The following is a 19,625-nucleotide window of genomic DNA, read 5'->3' as shown; positions in this document are numbered from 1 at the left end:
AAGAGTTTACTGACAGAGCAAGAAGGCACAGCGTAGTATTCCACGCTATTTCGTTGCGGTACCCAGGCCGAAGGGCCAGCAAAACAGCCGATTCAAGCTAGCCCGATGTTTTTTTAAGCGGTTATGATGCGTTCAAAAATAGATTAAAAATCACTCTTTATTAAACAATTTGAAAACAACAAGTTAACTTTAAATTTTCATTTGAAGCCCCATCCGGCTTGTCGTATCGATCACAAATTAAACCACCAGAAGTTGTGTTTAGCGGTTCACTTAACCAATATGCTTTCTCGACGCAGTAGCCGATGAGAGCACAAAAAATGAGTAAATTATTTGTTGGCGTTGATGTGGGTTCCGCGAGTGTCAGAGCAGGTATTTTCACCATGGAAGGCACCCGCCTGGCATTTTCTGTTCGTCCTATCCAGCAGTTTCACTACCAGCCTAATCGAGTAGAGCAATCCTCCAGCGATATCTGGCAGCAGGTGTGCACCACGGTGCGCGAGGCGATCAGCCTTGCCGGGGTGCGACCACAGCAAGTGGCCGCCATTGGATTCGACGCAACCTGTTCATTGGTGGCAGTGGGCGATCGTGGGCAACCGGTAGCGGTGGGTGAAGAAGGCGACCCCGACCACGATATCGTGATGTGGATGGATCACCGCGCGGGCGTTGAAACTCAACGTATCAACGCCACGCATGATTCCGCGCTGCAATACGTCGGCGGGCAGGTCAGCATTGAGATGGAATTGCCGAAAATCCTGTGGCTGAAAAACCATTTCCCCGAGCGCTATAGCGCCGCCTGGCGTTTCTTTGACTTAGCCGATTACCTGGTGTGGCGCGCCACGGGCGTTGATGCGGCGGGAGTTTGTACGCTGACCTGCAAGTGGAACTACCTGGCGCACGAAGAACGGTTCAGCCAGAGTCTGCTTGAGTCGGTCGAATTAACGGATTTAGTGAATAAAATCCCAGCGAATATTATTCAGGTTGGGCAGCCTGTCGGCACCTTACGCACCGATGTGGCCGCACAGCTGGGCTTAACGCCTGATGTCGTGGTCGCCAGCGGTTTGATTGACGCCCACGCGGGCGGGCTTGCGTTAGTCGCGGCGGCTCCCGAAGCCAATCTGGCGATAATTAGCGGTACCTCGAATTGCCATATGATTGTCAGCAAAGAGGCAAAATCAGTGCCGGGGGTTTGGGGGCCATACTTCGCGGCAATGTACCCAGGCTGGTGGCTGAACGAAGGCGGGCAAAGTGCCGCCGGGGCGCTGGTGGACTGGACTGTCATGCAAAGTGACGCCTGGCCTGCGCTAAGAAACGAAGCCGACGCGCTGGGCTGTAGCGTCTACCAAATCCTTAACCAGTGGGTAAGCGAACTCGAAGCCTGCGAAAAATATCCGACCCGCCAGCTCCATGTTCTGGCTGACCACCACGGCAACCGCTCGCCGCGCTCTGACGCCAACGCCCGTGGCATGGTCGCCGGGCTCACGCTTGAGAAAGGCCAGCCTGCGCTTGCACGTTTATACCTCGCGACGCTGCAAGCCATCGCCTACGGCACGCGCCACATCATCGACACCATGGAACAAAACGGCCAGCGCATTGAGTCGATAACGCTGTGCGGCGGCGCGAGCAAAAACCCGCTCTGGCTGCGTGAATACGCCAACGTCACCGGGCGCGCCATTCATCTGGTTGCAGAAGAAGACGCCGTCACGCTTGGGGCGGCGCTCAATGGCGCGGTTGCCTGCAAGGCGTTCAGCAGTTTTTCAGCGGCGGCTGGCGCGATGGTAAGGCGCGATAAAACCATTGAACCCGACGCCGCACACCGCGCATTCCACGACGCGAAATATCAGGTGTATCTGCAAATGTACCAGCACCAGCAGCGCTATCAGGCTGCCATGCAGCAAACCCTCGTGGCCCTTTAATGACAGACAAGGAATAAGAACGTGATTACGCAAACTCTACCTTCTGTGGCGCAAAACATCACTGCGGGCAACAATGAAATCCTGATGGTCACCAATGCTGATTTACGCGAATCAGCCAACCTTGCCTGCTGGCCGGTGCAGCAAAAATACGAAGCGAAATTACAGGATGCCTTGAGTTCACTGGGTTACACCATGAAACGCGCTCATCCCGTTGATGAAGAGCGTGGGCACGGGTTTATCAGCAGCCAGCGCCAGGGCAGCTCGCTGTTCGCGCAAATCGATGAAAACGCGCCGCTCATCGTGCTGCTGACGGCCTGGCAATATTCCCACCATATTGCGCCATCGCTGATGCATCACAAAGGCCCGGTTTTGCTACTGGCAAACTTTGATGGCACCTGGCCGGGACTGGTGGGCATGCTGTGCCTGGCAGGATCGCTAACCAGCCTCGGGAAACCGTACTCGCGTTTATGGTCGGAAAATTTTGATGACGACCTGTTCGTTAACGGTCTGCAAACCTGGCTGCGTTACGGCTCGTTGCAGCACTCCACCGGCTATTTGCACGACGTTGCGCCGACCCACCCGGTAATGGCAACTCCGGCCGGAGCGATGGGGCGCAATGCCGGTGAATTTATCCTGAAAAATAAGGAGATCCTCGGCCTGTTCGACACCTTCTGCATGGGGATGATTAACGGCGTCTTCCCGCAGCAGGCGATGGTCAATATCGGCATGCCGATTGAATCGCTGTCGCAGTCTGCGCTACTGGTAGAAATGGCAAAAGTGCCCGACGAGCTGCGTGAAGAATGCCTGGCCTGGTATCAGGAACGCGGCATGAAATTCCAGTTTGGTGAAAATGACCGTGAAGAATTGACCCGCGAACAGGTCAAAGAACAGTGCGCGATGATGATTGCCATGGTGCGTTTCGTACAGCGTTTTGGGCTTTCTGCGGTAGGCGTGCAATATCAACAGGGCCTGAAAGACAGCTGCGCGGCATCTGATTTTGCCGAAGGCGCAATTGGCTCAACCGAGCGTTTCCCTATCCCCGACGAGCAGGGAAATATCATCTGTGAAGGCCAGCCGATTCCGTGCATCAACGAAGTGGATATGGGCACCGCCATCCCGCAAACCATGCTGTGGCGCTTGCTGACGTCGTTCTCTCTGCCTGCCGAAACCACGCTGCACGATATTCGCTGGGGAAGTATTTATCAGGGAACCTTCTACTGGGATCTGGAAATTTCTGGCGCCGTTCCGTTTGAACACCTGAAAGGGGGAATCGCCGGGGCAACGGGCTATCGCCAGCCTGCGATGTACTTCCCTTATGGCGGCTCGACTATCAGCGGGCAAGGTAAAGCCGGGCGCTTTATCTGGGCGCGCGCGCACTACGAAGGGACTGACGTCATCATGCACATCGGCACCGGCCACGCGGTGGAATTACCCGCCGACGAGTTTGAACGCCGCCGCCGTGCCACCTGCTACGAATGGCCGCTGCTGAACGCCGTGCTGGATGGCGTGGGGAGAGATGACTTAATGGCAGGCCATCAGAGTAACCACCTGACGGTGGCTTATGTGGCAGAAAATGAACTGCAAACGGTTTTGCAGGCCTTCGTTGCTCAGTCGCTGACCCAGGGTATTCGGGTACAGGTTGCCGGTGACGCAATTCGGTTGTTGTAAGAGGAGGCGTTGATGAACGAACAAAAATACCGCGGTATCTGGCCGGTGATGTTAACGCCGTTTACCGAGCAAAAAGAGATCGACTGGGCATCGCTCGAGCGCTTAATTGAGTGGTATCTCTCGGCTGGCGTACACGGCTTATTTGCCGATTGCCAGTCGAGTGAAATGTTCTTTTTAAGCGACGAAGAATCTCTCGAACTGGTGAAATTTGTCGTGAAGTGCGTGCGAGGACGCGTGCCGGTAGTCGCTTCTGGCCATACCGCTAATGCTTTTAATCACCAGCGCGAACAATTGGTTAGCATGTCGGATAGCGGCGTGGATGCGGTGATCCTTATCAGTAACCGTCTGGCTCTGGCGGGAGAAAGCGACGCCCTGGCGCTGGAAAATTTACAGCGCTTAACTGCCGAGGTACCAAAGCATGTCGATCTCGGTATTTATGAATGTCCGTTCCCGTATAAGCGTTTACTGAGTGAGGAAACCGTGGCGTGGTGCGCGCAAAGCGGCCGCTACACCTTTATCAAAGACACCTGTTGCAGCCTGCCAATTATCAAGCGCCGCCTGGCGTTAACCCAGGGCAGCCGCCTGCATCTGGCGAATGCCAACAGCCAGACGCTGCTTGCCTCATTGCGGGCCGGTTGCCAGGCCTACAGCGGCGTGATGGCGAACTTCCATCCTGAGCTGTACGTCTGGCTGTACGAAAACTTCCAGACGCAGCCGGAAAAAGCCCAACGCCTGGCAGACTACCTTTCTACCGCGGCGCTGGCAGAAAACCTTGATTACCCGGTTTGCGCGAAATCGTTCCAGCAGCAAATAGGTAATTTCTCGACCCTCACCTGTCGGGTGCGCAGCAGCCAGGGCTATGGGGAAACCTTCTTCCCGCAGGCGATTGATAGCATGGTACAGCTGGGGCGCGATCTTCAGAAAACCCTGGCGATATAAGGAGAAAACCAATGCCGTTTATCCAGCAAAGCCGCCGGTTTTTACTACCCGAAACGCCAACGGATTTTGCCCAATGCCATGCCTCTACGCTGGTGGTCTTGCCGGAGCACAATTCGGTGCTGGTGGCTTTTTTCGCCGGAACGAAAGAAGGCAGCGGCGATACCGCTATCTGGCTTGCGCGCTCGCAGCATAATGAATGGCACCCGGCGCAGCGCATTATGGCGGAGCCGGGCGTTGCGCACTGGAATCCGGTGCTGCATTACCAGCAGGGCACGGTATGGCTGTTTTATAAGGTTGGTCCAGATGTGCACACCTGGACTACACGCGTAGCCGTATCACAGGATGGCGGCCAGAGCTGGAGCGAGCCTCGTTCACTTATCAACGGTGATACACAGCCACGCGGGCCGGTGAAAAATAAAATTCTGGTGATGAGTAACGGCGAGTGGTTAGCGCCTGGTTCAACGGAAAATGATCAGCACTGGGATGCATTTGTCGATGTTTCTGCGGACTGCGGGCAGTCCTGGCACAAGGTCGACATTCCTTTTGTGCACCAGTTGCCAGAGCAGACAGCGGACGAAAACACCTGGCAGGGGCTGCAAGACAATGCGCTGTGGGAATGCGATTTAAAGCAAGTGTTCGCCTGGGATGGTGTGATTCAGCCCACGCTATGGGAATCACACCCCGGGAAGATCCATGCATTGCTACGCAGCACGCGTGGAAAAGTCTATCGTACTGATTCTGTTGATTATGGCCGCAGCTGGTGCGCTGCATACGCCACTTCCCTGCCCAATAACAACAGCGGAATTGATGCGGTGAAACTGAGCTGTGGAACGCTGGTGCTGGCATGCAATCCCATCGCCGGAAACTGGGGGCGCCGCTATCCGATTGCTTTACTGGAATCGCAGGATAACGGCGCAACCTGGTCACAGCCCTGGGCTTTGGAACACAGCAAAGGTGAATTTTCCTATCCAGCCATTATTGCCGAGGGGGCGGTTTTACATCTGACCTGGACCTTTAACCGAACAAACATCGTTTACCAGACCATTACACACAACAATTAAAACAGCGGAGTACCCTATGAAGAACAACCTGTTATGTGCCTTGTTAATGCTGCTGCCGTTTGCTGCGGTTCATGCCGAACCAACCCTGACGTACCCGAAAAAGAATATTGATGTGGTTATCCCGAAAAACCCGGGAGGCGGCACCGATACCTCCGCGCGCACCGTGATTGAATTCGCCCGAGACAGAATGCCGTCTGGCACCATGCTGGTGCCGGTCAACAAACCTGCGGGTAACGGAATAACGGGCCTGCTGGAGGTCGCAAAAGCGCGTCCTGACGGTTATAAACTGGTGATGACCACCGTTGAGCTGGCGATGTTCCCGCACCAGGGGAAATCACCGGTGACCTATAAAGATTTCACCCCCATCGTCACTACCATCGCTGACCCCGTTGCGGTAGTGGTAAATGCCAAATCGCCATACAACACGCTGCAAGAATTTATTGATGCCGCAAAAGCGAACCCGGGGAAAATTAAAGTGGGTAACTCCGGCATGGGCGCAATTTATGATCTGGCGACCATCAACATCGAAAAAATTACCGGCACCAAATTCAACCGTATTCCTTATAACGAAGGGACGGGCCCTTCCATTGCCGCATTAGTCGGTGAGCACATTGATGCGGTGTTAACCACGCCGGGTTCAGTTAAATCTCAGGCCGATGCCGGTATTTTAAAAGTGCTCGGCGTGATGGATGAGCAACGCTTCCCGCTGTTCCCGGATGTCCCGACATTTAAGGAAGCGCTGAATCTGGATGTGAACGTCAAAATGCGCGCCTGGGCGGTGCTGGCGACAACCGCAAAAGTGGACGACAGCATCAAGAAGCAGCTGGTTGATACCTTCACCGCCGTCGTGAAAACCCCGGCATATCAAGAAGCACTGAAGAAACAAGGCATTATGCCGGTTGTGATTACCGGTGACGACGCCTATGAAATGATGAAAGACGACCACGAGCTGTACGGCAAACTGATCGCCGAAACCAAGAAAAAATAATCGATAAAAATATGGCCCATCTCCTGTCGGTGGCTACCGGCAGGAGGGAGATTCGACAATGCGAACGCAGAATTTTTTTGTTGGGATGTTCTCTCTGATATTGGGGATCGCGATTATCTTCTTCTCGCGCAATATGCCGATGTTTGATGAAAACGGAATATTGGGTGAGCGTTTCTGGCCTTACGCCCTGGCCTGGTTATTTATCGGCTTAGGTATTATCCAGTGGTTAAGCATCTATTTTCAGCGTAGCGCTGCAAACCGCGAGAAAGCCGATCTTAGCTCTTATCCGGTGCGTAAAGCCTACGGTGTCGCAGCCTTGATGGTGATATACGCGGTGGCGCTTTGTTATGCCGGGTTTATTGTTTCATCGCTAATTTTGATTCCCGCGATTATGTGGGTAATGGGTGAACGGCGTCCGCTATTTTTAGCCATCACTACCGCGCTGATTGTGCTGTGTATTTATATTTCATTTGAAGTTGTCTTTAATTCACCGCTGCCGGAATCGATATTTTCCGAGTCATTTTAAGAGGCTAAGATGAACGAAATCCTTGATGCCCTGATGATAGTTTTTAGCCTGCAAACCACCGGCATGATTTTGCTTGGCGTTCTGGCGGGCATCATCATTGGCGCGCTTCCCGGCTTAACGGTGAATATGGGTATCGCCCTGCTGCTGCCGCTAACCTACTCCTTCCAGGGCATGACCGGCATTCTGATGCTGCTGGGCGTTTATTGCGGGGCAGTATATGGCGGTTCCATTACGGCGATATTAATCAGCACGCCGGGCACGCCCGCTTCGGCGGCAACGGTGCTTGATGGTTATCCGATGGCAAAACGTGGCGAGGCTGGACGCGCGCTGGGGCTATCTACATTGGCATCAATGTTTGGCGGCGTGTTCAGCACTATTGCCCTGGTATTAATTGCACCGCTGCTGGCTAAAGTAGCCACCGGCTTTTCTTCCGCAGAGTATTTTGCTCTCGCTATTTTCGGCATCAGTATTATTACCAGCGTTTCGTCGCATTCGGTGATTAAAGGCTTAATCGGCGGCGCGCTGGGCTTATTTATTGCCACCATTGGTCTGGATCCCATGACCAGCGGTATGCGTTTTACCTTTGATTCTATTTACCTGATGGGCGGGATTTCATTTATTCCGGTGCTGGTGGGTTTGTTTGCCTTCTCTCAGGGTTTATTAAGCCTCGAAGAAGATCACCGCGAACGGCTGGCGGGAATGGTGCGCCAGACCAAAAGTAAAATTGACCGCATTTTGCCCACCTGGTCTGATATTAAACGCGTGATGCCAACCTATATTCGCTCGTCGGTGATCGGTACCGGTATCGGCGCAATTCCTGGGACTGGTGGCGATATCGCCTCGTTTATTGCTTACAACGAAGCCAAGCGCTGGTCAAAACACCCGGAAGAATTTGGGCACGGCTCACCGGAAGGCGTTTCAGCGCCGGAAGCGGGGGCAAACTCCGTGGCCGGTGGCGCCATGGTGCCACTGATGACCCTCGGTATTCCAGGCGATGGCGCGACGGCAATTATCATGGGCGCGTTCATGGTGCAGGGACTGGCGCTCGGGCCGCAGTTATTTACCGAACATCCAGTTGAAGTGAATTCGATTTTCATCGGCTTGTTCGCCGCCAATATCTTTATGGGCATTATGGGCTTTATGGGGATGCGCTTATTTGCCAAAGTGATGAGCGTGCCGCGCCGCGTGCTGGTGCCGATTATCTTTGTGCTGTGCTCGGTTGGGGCCTATTCCGTCAACCACGATATGACCGATGTGTTTGTTATGATGGGCGCAGGGCTTGCGGCGTACGTCCTGATTAAGCTGGATTTTTCGATGTCGCCGATTGTTATTGGTATTATTCTGGGGCCGATGGCAGAGTCGAATTTCCGCCGCACGCTGGTTATCTCCGAAGGAGACCCGATGATCTTCCTCACGCGTCCGGTCTGCGCAGCGTTTTTAGCTATCGCAATACTGACGCTGCTGTTACCGATTTTTGGCCCGCGTTTAAAAGCCTTATGGCGTAAACAACCCAGCTAAGGAAGAGTCAGATTGGCAAAGACAATTGAGCAAATCGCCATGGATCTTGGCGTCTCTATCACCACGGTGCGAGCTGTGCTAAATGGCAATGCGCAAAAATATCGCATCAGCGAAAAAACCCAGCAAAGAATCAATAGTTACGTTAAAAAACATAGCTATACCATCAATCTTGCTGCGCGAAGTTTAAAGCTTAATAAAACGGACACCTTTGGCCTGGTGATCCCGCGCCTGTCTAACCCCTTCTTTTCAGCCCTGGCCGAGTTACTGGAAGCGCGCTGCCGCGAGCTGGGCTACCAGCTAATGATCAGCTGCACCAATAACGATACGGCGTATGAAAAGCTGTTGGTGAAATCGCTGGAAAATCGCAACGTTGACGGTATTTTCGTCGTTTCAAGCAATGCCGCAAGCCAGGCGCACTACCTGAAAAACTGCCTGAAGCCGCTGGTTTTTCTGGACCGGGATTTTGGCGTCGAGGGGGCGTGTTGCGTAGTGACGGATAACGTGGATAGCGGGTTTCGGCTGACGGATGCGATGCTAAAACATATTCACGCGCCGATTCAGTTTTTTGTCGGCGACCCGGATTCACCGTCCATTATCGATCGCCTGGCGGGCTATCGCGCGGCCATGAAACAGCACGGCATCAGGATCATGCCTGAACACATCAGCAGCGCCGGGCATAACCAGCTGAGCGACGGTGAAAAAATGATGGCGGATTACATCGATACCCATCAGCGCTGGCCCCAGCATTTTATTGCCTCTTCGCTGCCGATTTTGCAGGGGGCTTTAGGCGTGCTGCGTGAGCGGTACGGCTATATTCCCCATGAAATCAATCTCGGCACTTTCGATGACAATATTATGCTGAGCTTCCTTGCCAACAATATCTGGTCAATGCGGCAAAATGAGCACAGCCTTGCCCAGGAAGCCTGCCAGTTGATGCTGGAAAAAATTGCCCGCCATGATGTCCCGCCGGGTAGCAGGGCAAAAGCGCAACTGATATTCAGAAAAAGCACGGTGAATATTCGCGGCCAATAACGCTGGCGGATAAAAACAAAAAAGGCCTCGTTTTACACGCAGGCCCTTTGATACTTAACTGTTACTCATCATGGAACGACCACCGGCCAGTCCGGGGGCGTATGGCTTAAAATCTCAATCATAATGTCTTTAAACGATGCCCAGATAACCGGGAAATCTGCCAGTTCTAATCCCAATAATCCGGTCGCAAACCACAACGCAGACGCAATCCCCACCATACTGCTGACGATGGCAAAAAACGTGTAGTCGGATTTGCGAAACTGGATATTCAGCGTGCTGGCTAAAAACATCAACACCGCACTGACTAAAGGCCAGCGCAGCAGTAACACGCTGGTAGTAATTGCCGCCATGAAAACTATTCCTTAATCACATAACTCATTACGCTCAACGGTTATGCGCGACGCAAGGCGCAACAATGACAACCCGGAACCGTCAGGGGAATGAGTAGCTACAGAAAATGTAAGAAGAATCCCGCACCACAGGATTTGTGAACTATATCACACTTGTTCTTTTAATCACCAGTTTCATGGCGCGTTTTGTGAGCTGTTTTTTTTGACGTACTCGGCAATGTGGTCAACATCGACTGGAAGAGGCGTTGTTTCTGAGGAGAGCGTTCGGTCTCTGTATTGACCTCGCTCTGTTCGCGCAAAGTCCCGGCCTTTCGACCAGGACTTTGTCAGCAATCTGACCGCAATGGGCATTCCGGTCTTTTATCTGTTAAGCGTACTGTTTATTTGTTAACAAACTCTTCGCCAAGGGTAATATCTTTCTTCAGGGTATCCAGCATCCCTTCCAGCGCCTGGTGCTCAAAAGCGCTCAGCGTGCCGTAGGATTTATGCTCGGCGATACCGTTTTTGCCCAGCAGCAGCGGCTGAGAGAAGAAACGAGCGTGCTCGCCATTCCCTTCAACGTAGGCGCATTCCACCACATTACTTTCGCCTTGCAGCGCACGTACCAGAGAGAGACCAAAGCGTGCAGCGGCCTGACCCATTGACAGGGTTGCCGATCCGCCACCCGCCTTCGCCTCAACCACTTCAGTACCCGCATTCTGGATACGTTTGGTTAAATCAGCCACTTCCTGCTCGCTGAAGCTAACGCCCGGGATCTGCGACAGTAATGGCAGAATAGTCACGCCAGAGTGGCCGCCAATCACAGGAACTTCGATATCCGTCGGCTGTTTGCCTTTCAGCTCGGCAACAAAGGTGTTGGAGCGGATAATATCCAGCGTGGTCACGCCAAACAGTTTGTTCTTGTCGTAGACACCTGCTTTTTTCAGCACTTCCGCAGCAATAGCAACGGTGGTATTCACCGGGTTGGTGATAATACCGATACAGGCTTTCGGGCAAGTTTTGGCAATCTGTTGAACCAGATTTTTCACGATCCCCGCATTGACGTTAAACAGGTCAGAACGATCCATACCTGGTTTACGGGCGACACCGGCAGAGATCAGCACCACATCAGCCCCCACCAGCGCTGGGGTTGCATCTTCACCGCAGAAACCTTTAATTTTCACATCAGTAGGGATATGGCTCAGATCGACGGCAACACCTGGGGTGACCGGTGCAATATCATACAGAGAGAGTTCTGAGCCTGAAGGCAGCTGGGTCTTGAGTAGAAGGGCAAGCGCCTGGCCGATTCCGCCCGCTGCGCCGAGGACTGCAACTTTCATCCTAAACTCCTTATTATGGTTAGCAAATAGGTGCCGTAACTCCATGCGGTGGCGACCATAATCCAGAGAAGGGGTAATTACAATATTCCCGCTTAAGGTTTGAGAAGCGACGCAATCCTTAAACGTTACAGCTGCAGTTACTCGCCGGGTGGAAAAGACGCCTGTGCGTCCGGTCGCAACCTGATGTTGTCACATCAACAGGCGGTTACATTACCCCTCCCTACACAGCAAAACAACATCATTTTTATAACATTTGGTTTACTTATCAACTTATTTTCTAGTCGTGACGAAGGCATGTTTCTTGATAACAAAATTTGATAAAATTCGCCTCTTTCATAACATTATTTCAGGCTTATCCCCTGTAAATGCTGCCTGATGGCATTCGAGTCGCGGCGAGGAAGTGCCCAACGCCCTGCAGCTTGATTGTTACCGGCATATTGCATAAAAATTCATTTAAATGCATAGTAATGTTATTCTCCGTTGAGCTGAATATGGGTGACCTATGCGTGTTTCCTCCAAACAAGAAGAATTAGTCAAAGCGTTCAAAGCATTATTAAAAGAAGAGAAATTCAGTTCGCAGGGCGAAATCGTCCATGCCCTGCAAAACGATGGCTTCGAAAATATCAATCAGTCGAAAGTCTCTCGTATGCTGACAAAATTTGGCGCGGTGCGTACGCGCAATGCCAAAATGGAGATGGTGTACTGTTTGCCCGCAGAGCTTGGTGTACCGACGACCTCCAGCCCGCTCAAGAATCTGGTGCTGGATATTGATTACAATGATGCCGTAGTGGTGATTCATACCAGCCCGGGGGCCGCACAGTTAATTGCTCGTCTACTGGACTCTTTAGGTAAGGCTGAAGGGATCCTCGGCACCATCGCCGGAGATGACACTATCTTTACCACTCCGGCGCAAGACTTCACGGTGAAAGAGCTGTACGAAGCGATTCTGGTGCTATTCGAACAGGAACTGTAACTATTGAGCGCGAATTCCCGCTGCTCCCGTAGTGGGAATCACCGATGATTAACCTATAAGTGCTGGCTAAAGAAACTGCAGGTTGCAGCCAGCGCCGCAGGAGTAATGCGGTGTTTTACCCCCGCTTCCCGTAAACAGATCAGCTGCTTATCCAGTCCCTTTTCAACCAGGGCTTTTTCCAGACGCCAGGTTTCTTGCGCCGCAACCACATCATCATCCTCGCCGTGCCATAGCAACAGCGGACGGTTAGCCAGATTTTCCAACCGGGAGCTGATGTCATAGTCCGCAAGCGCATTCAGGGAGGCCATTTCTTCCGCCCGTGGTGGAAACAGCGTCTGGCCGAGCGAGATAAAATATCCCGACCCCATCAGACACGCCGCGCAGCTTACCTGCGAATAACGCGCCATTATTCCCAGAGCCGTCATGCCGCCCATTGAAGCACCGCCAACGGCAACGCGCTGTTCATCAACCGGGTAGCGCTCAGACAAGGCCTGGTGGAGTGGCGAAAACTCATCGATATTGCTTTTGAGAATCGACCAGAATTGATACAGGCGCGCGTTATCATCACCATTGAAGCGAGCGCCATGACGATCCGCATCGGGCATGATGACACGCATTCCGGCCTGGGCAAGAGCGACCGCAAAGTAGCTGTAAACCAGCTTTGAGGATGTAAATCCATGATAGAAAAAGACAACAGGCAGCTTTTCCTGTTGTTTGCCAGCAGGCACCGCATGCAGAACTTCAATGCCCGCCAGCTGTTCGGTATACATTTCAATCATCAGATTCGCCCGCTATCAGTGTGATAAATCATTTGTATGCCAGCGCTTGCGGGATGGCAAGCCCTTGATCAACGCTAATGAAGCTTCACGATGAGATCTGCCTGGCGATTTTCATTCGAAAGTCGCTGAAAAGCGCGGGGTAGCTAACAGAATGGGAACATTCCCTCTTCGCAAATAACAACCGTGACTACACTATGGCTATTAAGAGACGAGAAATGATTATGCGACTGCTATTCGCTTTGTTACTTGCCACAACGCTTAGTGCCTGCAGCGTGTTACAAGGTACACCGCAACCTGCACCGCCAGTAACCGACTCCCCTCAGGAAATTCAGCGTTACCAGACGCAGGGTTTAACCAAAACGGGGACAGTCACCGCTCTGGAACGCGGCTCTCCCATGGATACCGAGAGAGCCTTAAAAGAGAAGGCGGTTGCTGCAAAAGCCGATTATTACGTCATCGTGTTAAACGATGAAACGGTGGTGCCAGGCCAGTGGTATGCCCAGGCCATTTTGTACCGCAGGTAATCCGGCACCGTGCTTAATTTATGCATATTTACATAGCTTTGCGTCAACTGATCGTTTGTTATGCACAATGAACTTCAGCCAACGAACAGGCCTGAAGCTCGCCTACGCGAAGGAAGGCCCTGCTGATGCAGGGTAAGTACTAAAGGAGCTAACTATGAAACGATCGCTTGCCTTAACCTCATTGCTGCTGTCGGTGGGGCTAATCACAACCTCGGCGCAATCGGCGGAAGATGTTGCCGCAGATTGTGTCACAGGGTTGAATGAAATCGGCATGATTTCTGTCAACGGCATTGCCGGCAGCGTGCAGGATGTGGAAAAAGTCATTGCCCTGAAAGCTGACGAACAGGGCGCATCCTATTACCGCATCGTCAAAATGCAGGAAAACCAGCAGGCTGAAGGCTGGCGCGTACAGGCGATTATCTATGCATAATTAAGCCAGCGGCCATTGAATACCCTTGCGTGGCGCTGGCTGGTTCATAGCTACCCTGTGCGCCCTGTAGCCCGCAGCAGCACATCCATTAATACCTGATTGGGTAAAGTGCTTTCTCCTCGTGAATCCAGCATCATGCGGCACCAGGCTTCGCCTGAGGGGGGAGAGAGATACGGTAAAACCTGTGCCCCTGTCGCCAGTAACGCCAGCATGCGAGTCAGCTCCCTGCCCCACTCCTCTTGCGGCTTATGCAGCCGTTGTTGTAATTGCCGCCAGCTGCGGTCGAAATGGCGGTTTTGCCCTTTCACCTCATCAAACTCCGCATGCAGCATTTCCATCACGCCAGGCTGTTTTGCCAGCACGCGCAGCACATCAAGGCTCATAATATTGCCAGCCCCTTCCCAGATACTGTTGACCGGCATCTCACGATAGATACGCGGCAGCTCACTCTCTTCGCAGTAGCCGATGCCGCCAAGCACTTCCATCGCCTCGGCAACAAACGGGATGCCCGCTTTACAGACGTTAAATTTGGCAGCCGGTGTAAACAGGCGGCTGTAAGCTAATTCATGCGCATTGCCGGGTGATTCCCAGGCGCGAGCCAGACGGAACAGAAACGCCGTTTGCCCTTCAAGCTGTAAAGCCATACGCCCAAGCACCTGGCGCATAATCGGCAGATCGATAAGCGTTTTACCGAAGGCCTGGCGCTGATGAGCGTGATACAGCGCAACGGACAGCGCACGGCGCATCAGGCCATGGCTGCCAAGGGCGCAGTCAAAGCGGGTAAAACCGCCCATTTTCATAATCGAACGCACGCCCTCGCCCTCTTCACCTATCAGCCAGGCGATAGCATCGCAAAACTCCACTTCGCAGCTGGCGTTAGAACGGTTGCCGAGCTTATCTTTCAGGCGCTCAAAACGAACCTGGTTACGTTGCCCATCGGGTAAAAACCTCGGCAGAAAGAAGCAGGAAAGCCCGCCTTTTGCCTGTGCCAGCACTAAATGGGCGTCGCTTTGTGGCACCGAGAAGAACCATTTGTGGCCCACTAAGCGATACATCTCACCGGCACCGCGTTGATCAACAGGTTCAGCGCGTGTGGTGTTGCTCAGCACATCCGAGCCGCCTTGCTTCTCGGTCATGCCCATGCCAATCAGCAGGCCGCGTTTTTGCGCACCGGGTGAAAGATGGGCATCATAACGGTCGCTCAGTAGCGGTTTAAGCCACGGCTGAAACTCCTTCGGCAGATGCTTTTGCAGCAGCGGGAACGCGCCAAATGTCATGGTTATCGGGCATAGCGTGCCGGCTTCCACCTGCGCATGCTGAACAAATCGCGCGGCGCGAGCCACAAACGAGCCCTGGCGCGCATCTTCCTGCCACGGCAAATTGTGTACCCGGTTGGCGCACAGTCCCTGCATCAGCAGATGCCATGCCGGGTAACAACGCACATCATCGAGCCGTTCACCGCTGGAGTCATAGCGCAGTAATTCAGGGGGATTCGCGTTTGCCAGCCGCCCAAGCTCCAGCGATTCAGCCGAGCCAAGCTGCTGGCCAATACTCGCCAGAAGTTCGGCATCCCAGCCTGCGCCTTCACGGGCTACAGCCTCAGTTAATGAGATATCGGACAGGAAAAGGTTACTGTTATTGAGGGGTATTGGTTGGTTAAAAACGGTGTGAGTTTGCCAGCGCATCGTGTTCCCTCCCATTTATGGCAATGCCATTAGTATGGACGGTGACGGCAGTTATGCATCGAGGGGGATCACAAAGCGGGGTGCGAACGCACCCCAACAGAGATTAGCTGCGTTGACGCACAGCTTCGAACAGGCAAATACCGGTCGCAACGGAGACGTTCAGGGAAGAAACGGTTCCCGCCATTGGGATGCTAATCAGCTCATCGCAATGTTCACGCGTCAGGCGACGCATGCCTTCACCTTCCGCGCCCATCACCAGCGCCATTGGGCCGGTCATTTTACTCTGGAATAAAGTGTGGTCAGCTTCGCCCGCCGTACCGACGATCCAGACGTTCGCTTCCTGCAATAAACGCATAGTACGTGCCAGGTTGGTTACACTGATCAGCGGAACGTGCTCTGCGGCACCACAGGCCACTTTTTTGGCAGTAGCGTTCAGCTGGGCGGAGCGGTCTTTAGGCACGATAACCGCATGTACGCCAGCGGCATCGGCGCTACGCAGGCAGGCACCGAGGTTGTGGGGGTCGGTGACGCCATCCAGGATCAGCAGGAACGGCGTCTCATGACTTTCAAGCAGCTCTGGAAGATCGTTTTCCTGATACTGGCGGCCGGGCTTTACGCGAGCAATAATGCCCTGATGCACCGCGCCTTCAGATTTTTCATCCAGCCATTGGCGGTTTGCCATTTGAACCGGCACCCCCTGAGCTTCCAGCGCATGAATTAAAGGCATCAGACGTTTGTCTTCGCGGCCTTTAAGAATAAAGACTTCCCGAAAACGCTGAGGCGCGTTATCAAGCAGCGCCTGGACGGCATGAATGCCGTAAATCATTTCACTCATTACTGTTACTCATTTCAGGTGCTGATGCACCAGTGTTAATTTGCTCGTAAAGGTCGGATGTCGCTTATGCTAATCCGACCGACGAAAAGCAGTTGCAGAGTTAACTCGGCTGCTTTTTCGCAGCGCGCTTGGCTTTTGTAGCGGCGGCTATTTTACGAGTTTTGTCCGACTGCGTTTTTGGTTTCTTCGCTTTCGGCTCGGCTTTGGTGTCGGCGCTTTTCTCGGCTTTCGCTTTCTTCGGCCTGGCTGGCCCTTTCTCTTTACGGAAAGTGCTGTCTGGCTCAAAGTTGGTGCGTTTACCGCCCTGGCGACGTTTTGGCCCGCTGCCGTTTGTTCCTTTTTTCGCCCGGTCTTTTTCAGTTTTACCGGCACCGCGAGGCGCACGAGTACTGGAGATCAAAGCAAAATCAATTTTACGCTCGTCCATGTGGACGGCTTCAACGCGCACTTCGACACGGTCACCCAAACGATAGGTTTGCCCGCCAGATTCGCCAATCAGACGCTGGCCGACCTGGTCGAAACGGTAGTAATCGTTATCAAGAGTAGAAACGTGCACCAGGCCGTCGATAAACAGATCGGTGAGGCGAACAAAGAAGCCGAAACCGGTAACGCTGGCGATGATGCCAGTAAAGGTATTACCGACCTGATCCTGCATAAAGTCGCATTTCAGCCAGTCGGCAACATCGCGTGTTGCTTCATCAGCGCGGCGTTCAGCCATAGAACAATGCTGGCCCAGCTGCAGCATCTCTTCCATGTCGTAGTGCCAGCCGCCCGATTCGGTGCTGTTGCCTTTGTGACCCTGCTCTTTTGCCAGCAAATATTTAATTGCACGGTGTAACAGCAAATCCGGGTAACGACGAATCGGCGAGGTAAAGTGCGCATAGGATTGCAGCGCAAGGCCAAAGTGACCCCGGTTTTCCGGATCGTAAACCGCCTGTTTCATGGAGCGCAGCAGCATGGTTTGCAGCATTTCATGATCCGGACGATCGGCAATTGAGTTCAGCAGATCCGCGTAGTCACGCGGTTCTGGCTTCAGTCCACCCGGCAGCTCCAGACCCAGCTCGGCCAGCACGGAACGGAATGAGGTAATGGCCTCGTTGGTTGGGCGGTCGTGATCGCGGAACAGCGACGGTTCGTTATGCTTTTCAACAAAGCGTGCTGCCGCGATGTTCGCAAGGATCATGCACTCTTCGATGAGTTTATGTGCATCATTACGCACGGTCTGTTCGACGCGCTCAATGCGGCGCTCGGCGTTAAAGATGAACTTCGCTTCTTCGCTTTCAAACGAGATACCGCCGCGCTGGGCACGGGAAACATCCAGCACTTTATACAGGTTATGCAGCTCTTCGATGTGCTTAACCAGCGGCGCATACTGCTCGCGCAGGTCCTGGTCGCCCTGCAACATATGCCACACTTTGGTGTAGGTCAGACGCGCATGGGAGCTCATCACCGCTTCATAGAATTTCGAGCCGGTCAGGCGGCCCGTCGAGGAGATGGTCATTTCGCAGACCATACACAGACGGTCAACCTGCGGGTTGAGCGAGCACAAACCGTTGGAGAGCACTTCCGGCAGCATCGGGATAACCTGCGACGGGAAGTACACGGAGGTGCCGCGGTTGCGCGCTTCGTTATCCAGCGCGGTTGGTGGACGCACGTAATAGCTTACGTCGGCAATCGCAACCCACAAACGCCAGCCGCCGCCGCGTTTTTTCTCACAGAATACGGCGTCATCGAAGTCACGCGCATCTTCACCATCAATGGTGACGAGCGGCAGCGAGCGCAGATCCACGCGGCCCACTTTGGCCTCTTCCGGCACCTGTTCTTTCAGTGAAGCCACCTGAGCTTCGACTTCTGGCGGCCAGACGTAAGGAATTTCATGGGTGCGCAGCGCCATATCAACGGCCATACCGGTGCCCATATTTTCGCCGAGTACCTCGACGATTTTGCCCACCGCTTTGGTACGGCGAGTAGGACGCTGGGTGAGTTCAACCACGACTACAAAGCCCATGCGTGCGCCCATCACGCCTTCCGGCGGGATAAGAATATCGAAGCTTAAACGGCTGTCATCAGGCACCACGAAGCTAATGCCCGCATCGGTAAAATAGCGGCCCACGATTTGCCCGGTTCTTGGCTCCAGCACGCGCACAATACGCGCTTCGCGGCGGCCTTTGCGGTCCGCGCCCAGCGGTTGCGCCAGCACGATATCGCCGTGCATACACATTTTCATCTGTTCAGATGAAAGGTAGAGATCGTCTTTACGCCCCTCTACGCGCAGGAAGCCGAAACCATCGCGGTGGCCGATAACTTTACCTTTTAGCAGATCAAGACGTTCTGGCAGGGCATAACACTGGCGGCGGGTAAAGACCAGCTGCCCATCGCGTTCCATGGCTCGCAGACGGCGACGCAGCGCTTCAAGCTGTTCTTCACCGGTAATATTCAGTTCTTCTGCCAGTTCGTCACGATTGGCGGGTTTTTCACGTTTGGTCAGATGAGCGAGTATAAACTCCCGGCTTGGGATCGGGTTTTCGTATTTTTCGGCTTCTCGTTCCTGAAAAGGATCTTTTGACATTGCGGTTCCTCCGTTGTCACTGGCTGGGGGAAAGGTGATTTATTCCACCAGCAATAATTTGTAGAGCGGTTGGTTTTGGTCCACCAAATCGGCCAGCGTGTGCTTATCCAGCTCGGTGAGAAAGCTTTGCACCGCCTGGGCCAGCGCCTGTTTCAGGCGACATGCGGGGGTAATATGACAAAACTCACTGCTACAGTTCACCAAAGAAAGCGGTTCCAGCTCGCGCACCACATCGCCGACACGGATAGATACCGCCGGCTTGCCGAGACGAATGCCGCCATTTTTGCCGCGCACTGCCGTCACGAAGCCTGCGCGACTGAGTTGATTGATGATTTTCACCATATGATTACGTGACACGCCATACACTTCCGTGACTTCAGAAATGCTGGTCATCTTGCCCGCTGGCAACGACGCCATATAAATCAAAGCACGTAAACCGTAATCAGTAAAACTCGTTAACTGCACATCAACCTCTAGGGTGGGAGGGGAAACGCTTCTTGCCAATGCGACAATATA

At 53.4% G+C, this 19,625-nt stretch carries 18 protein-coding genes; 11 read left to right on the top strand and 7 right to left on the bottom strand.

Annotated features, from left to right (window positions below; all coding sequences use genetic code 11):
• Nucleotides 1–317 precede the first annotated feature (317 nt).
• The 8 genes from EHN07_RS08725 to EHN07_RS08690 are packed head-to-tail and all read left to right on the top strand — an operon-like array spanning nt 318 to nt 9,645.
• Nucleotides 318–1,913, top strand: coding sequence for an FGGY-family carbohydrate kinase (locus tag EHN07_RS08725; protein WP_167467300.1), 1,596 nt, complete (start codon nt 318–320; stop codon nt 1,911–1,913).
• A 21-nt stretch (nt 1,914–1,934) separates the two neighbouring features.
• On the top strand, nt 1,935–3,581 hold the full coding sequence (locus tag EHN07_RS08720) for a signal transduction protein (RefSeq protein WP_124023784.1): 1,647 nt from the start codon (nt 1,935–1,937) through the stop codon (nt 3,579–3,581).
• Between the two features lie 12 nt (nt 3,582–3,593).
• Complete coding sequence (locus EHN07_RS08715; RefSeq protein WP_124023783.1) at nt 3,594–4,520, top strand: dihydrodipicolinate synthase family protein; 927 nt, start codon at nt 3,594–3,596, stop codon at nt 4,518–4,520.
• Between the two features lie 11 nt (nt 4,521–4,531).
• Complete coding sequence (locus tag EHN07_RS08710) at nt 4,532–5,581, top strand: sialidase family protein (RefSeq protein ID WP_124023782.1); 1,050 nt, start codon at nt 4,532–4,534, stop codon at nt 5,579–5,581.
• Between the two features lie 16 nt (nt 5,582–5,597).
• Nucleotides 5,598–6,569, top strand: a complete 972-nt coding sequence (locus EHN07_RS08705) for a tripartite tricarboxylate transporter substrate binding protein (protein WP_124023781.1) — start codon at nt 5,598–5,600, stop codon at nt 6,567–6,569.
• A gap of 58 nt (nt 6,570–6,627) precedes the next feature.
• Nucleotides 6,628–7,095 (top strand): tripartite tricarboxylate transporter TctB family protein, encoded by a 468-nt coding sequence (locus EHN07_RS08700; RefSeq protein WP_124023780.1) that lies wholly within the window; start codon nt 6,628–6,630, stop codon nt 7,093–7,095.
• Nucleotides 7,096–7,104: 9 nt separating this feature from the next.
• Nucleotides 7,105–8,613 carry a tripartite tricarboxylate transporter permease gene (locus EHN07_RS08695; RefSeq protein ID WP_124023779.1) on the top strand — a complete coding sequence of 503 codons (1,509 nt, stop codon included), beginning with the start codon at nt 7,105–7,107 and terminating at the stop codon, nt 8,611–8,613.
• A gap of 12 nt (nt 8,614–8,625) precedes the next feature.
• Nucleotides 8,626–9,645, top strand: coding sequence for a LacI family DNA-binding transcriptional regulator (locus EHN07_RS08690; RefSeq protein WP_124023778.1), 1,020 nt, complete (start codon nt 8,626–8,628; stop codon nt 9,643–9,645).
• Between the two features lie 68 nt (nt 9,646–9,713).
• On the opposite strand, the gene EHN07_RS08685 is transcribed toward EHN07_RS08690, so the two are convergent.
• Nucleotides 9,714–9,995, bottom strand: coding sequence for a YjcB family protein (locus EHN07_RS08685; RefSeq protein WP_124023777.1), 282 nt, complete (start codon nt 9,993–9,995; stop codon nt 9,714–9,716).
• Between the two features lie 380 nt (nt 9,996–10,375).
• The gene (gene mdh / locus EHN07_RS08680) at nt 10,376–11,314 is read right to left on the bottom strand and encodes a malate dehydrogenase (RefSeq protein ID WP_124023776.1); all 939 of its coding nucleotides are present in this window, start codon (nt 11,312–11,314) and stop codon (nt 10,376–10,378) included.
• 502 nt (nt 11,315–11,816) lie between these two features.
• Between mdh and argR the strand changes: the two genes are divergently transcribed.
• Nucleotides 11,817–12,287: a transcriptional regulator ArgR gene (gene argR / locus EHN07_RS08675; protein WP_124023775.1), complete on the top strand. Its 471-nt coding sequence runs from the start codon at nt 11,817–11,819 to the stop codon at nt 12,285–12,287.
• A gap of 53 nt (nt 12,288–12,340) precedes the next feature.
• Here the strand turns inward: argR and yjfP are convergent, their stop codons facing one another.
• Nucleotides 12,341–13,066 (bottom strand): esterase, encoded by a 726-nt coding sequence (yjfP, locus tag EHN07_RS08670; protein ID WP_124023774.1) that lies wholly within the window; start codon nt 13,064–13,066, stop codon nt 12,341–12,343.
• A gap of 194 nt (nt 13,067–13,260) precedes the next feature.
• Here yjfP and bsmA point away from each other — a divergent pair, with 194 nt between their 5' ends.
• Entirely contained in the window at nt 13,261–13,590 is a 330-nt protein-coding gene (gene bsmA / locus EHN07_RS08665; protein WP_124023773.1) for a biofilm peroxide resistance protein BsmA, read from the top strand.
• Nucleotides 13,591–13,744: 154 nt separating this feature from the next.
• Nucleotides 13,745–14,020 (top strand): YdgH/BhsA/McbA family protein, encoded by a 276-nt coding sequence (locus EHN07_RS08660; RefSeq protein WP_124023772.1) that lies wholly within the window; start codon nt 13,745–13,747, stop codon nt 14,018–14,020.
• A gap of 50 nt (nt 14,021–14,070) precedes the next feature.
• Here EHN07_RS08660 and EHN07_RS08655 read toward each other — a convergent pair whose 3' ends face one another.
• From EHN07_RS08655 to nsrR, 4 genes are all read right to left on the bottom strand, one after another.
• Nucleotides 14,071–15,705 carry an isovaleryl-CoA dehydrogenase gene (locus EHN07_RS08655; RefSeq protein WP_124023771.1) on the bottom strand — a complete coding sequence of 545 codons (1,635 nt, stop codon included), beginning with the start codon at nt 15,703–15,705 and terminating at the stop codon, nt 14,071–14,073.
• Between the two features lie 103 nt (nt 15,706–15,808).
• Nucleotides 15,809–16,540: a 23S rRNA (guanosine(2251)-2'-O)-methyltransferase RlmB gene (gene rlmB / locus EHN07_RS08650; RefSeq protein ID WP_124023770.1), complete on the bottom strand. Its 732-nt coding sequence runs from the start codon at nt 16,538–16,540 to the stop codon at nt 15,809–15,811.
• A gap of 100 nt (nt 16,541–16,640) precedes the next feature.
• A complete protein-coding gene (gene rnr / locus EHN07_RS08645; protein ID WP_124023769.1) occupies nt 16,641–19,109 on the bottom strand; it encodes a ribonuclease R in 2,469 nt (822 codons plus the stop codon).
• 39 nt (nt 19,110–19,148) lie between these two features.
• A complete protein-coding gene (gene nsrR, locus EHN07_RS08640; protein ID WP_124023768.1) occupies nt 19,149–19,574 on the bottom strand; it encodes a nitric oxide-sensing transcriptional repressor NsrR in 426 nt (141 codons plus the stop codon).
• Between the last annotated feature and the right edge of the window lie 51 nt (nt 19,575–19,625).

This window comes from Buttiauxella warmboldiae (assembly GCF_003818135.1).
Lineage (GTDB): Bacteria > Pseudomonadota > Gammaproteobacteria > Enterobacterales > Enterobacteriaceae > Buttiauxella > Buttiauxella warmboldiae.
The sequence above is the reverse complement of the archived record's forward strand: the minus strand, read 5'-3'. Positions and strand labels throughout refer to the sequence as shown.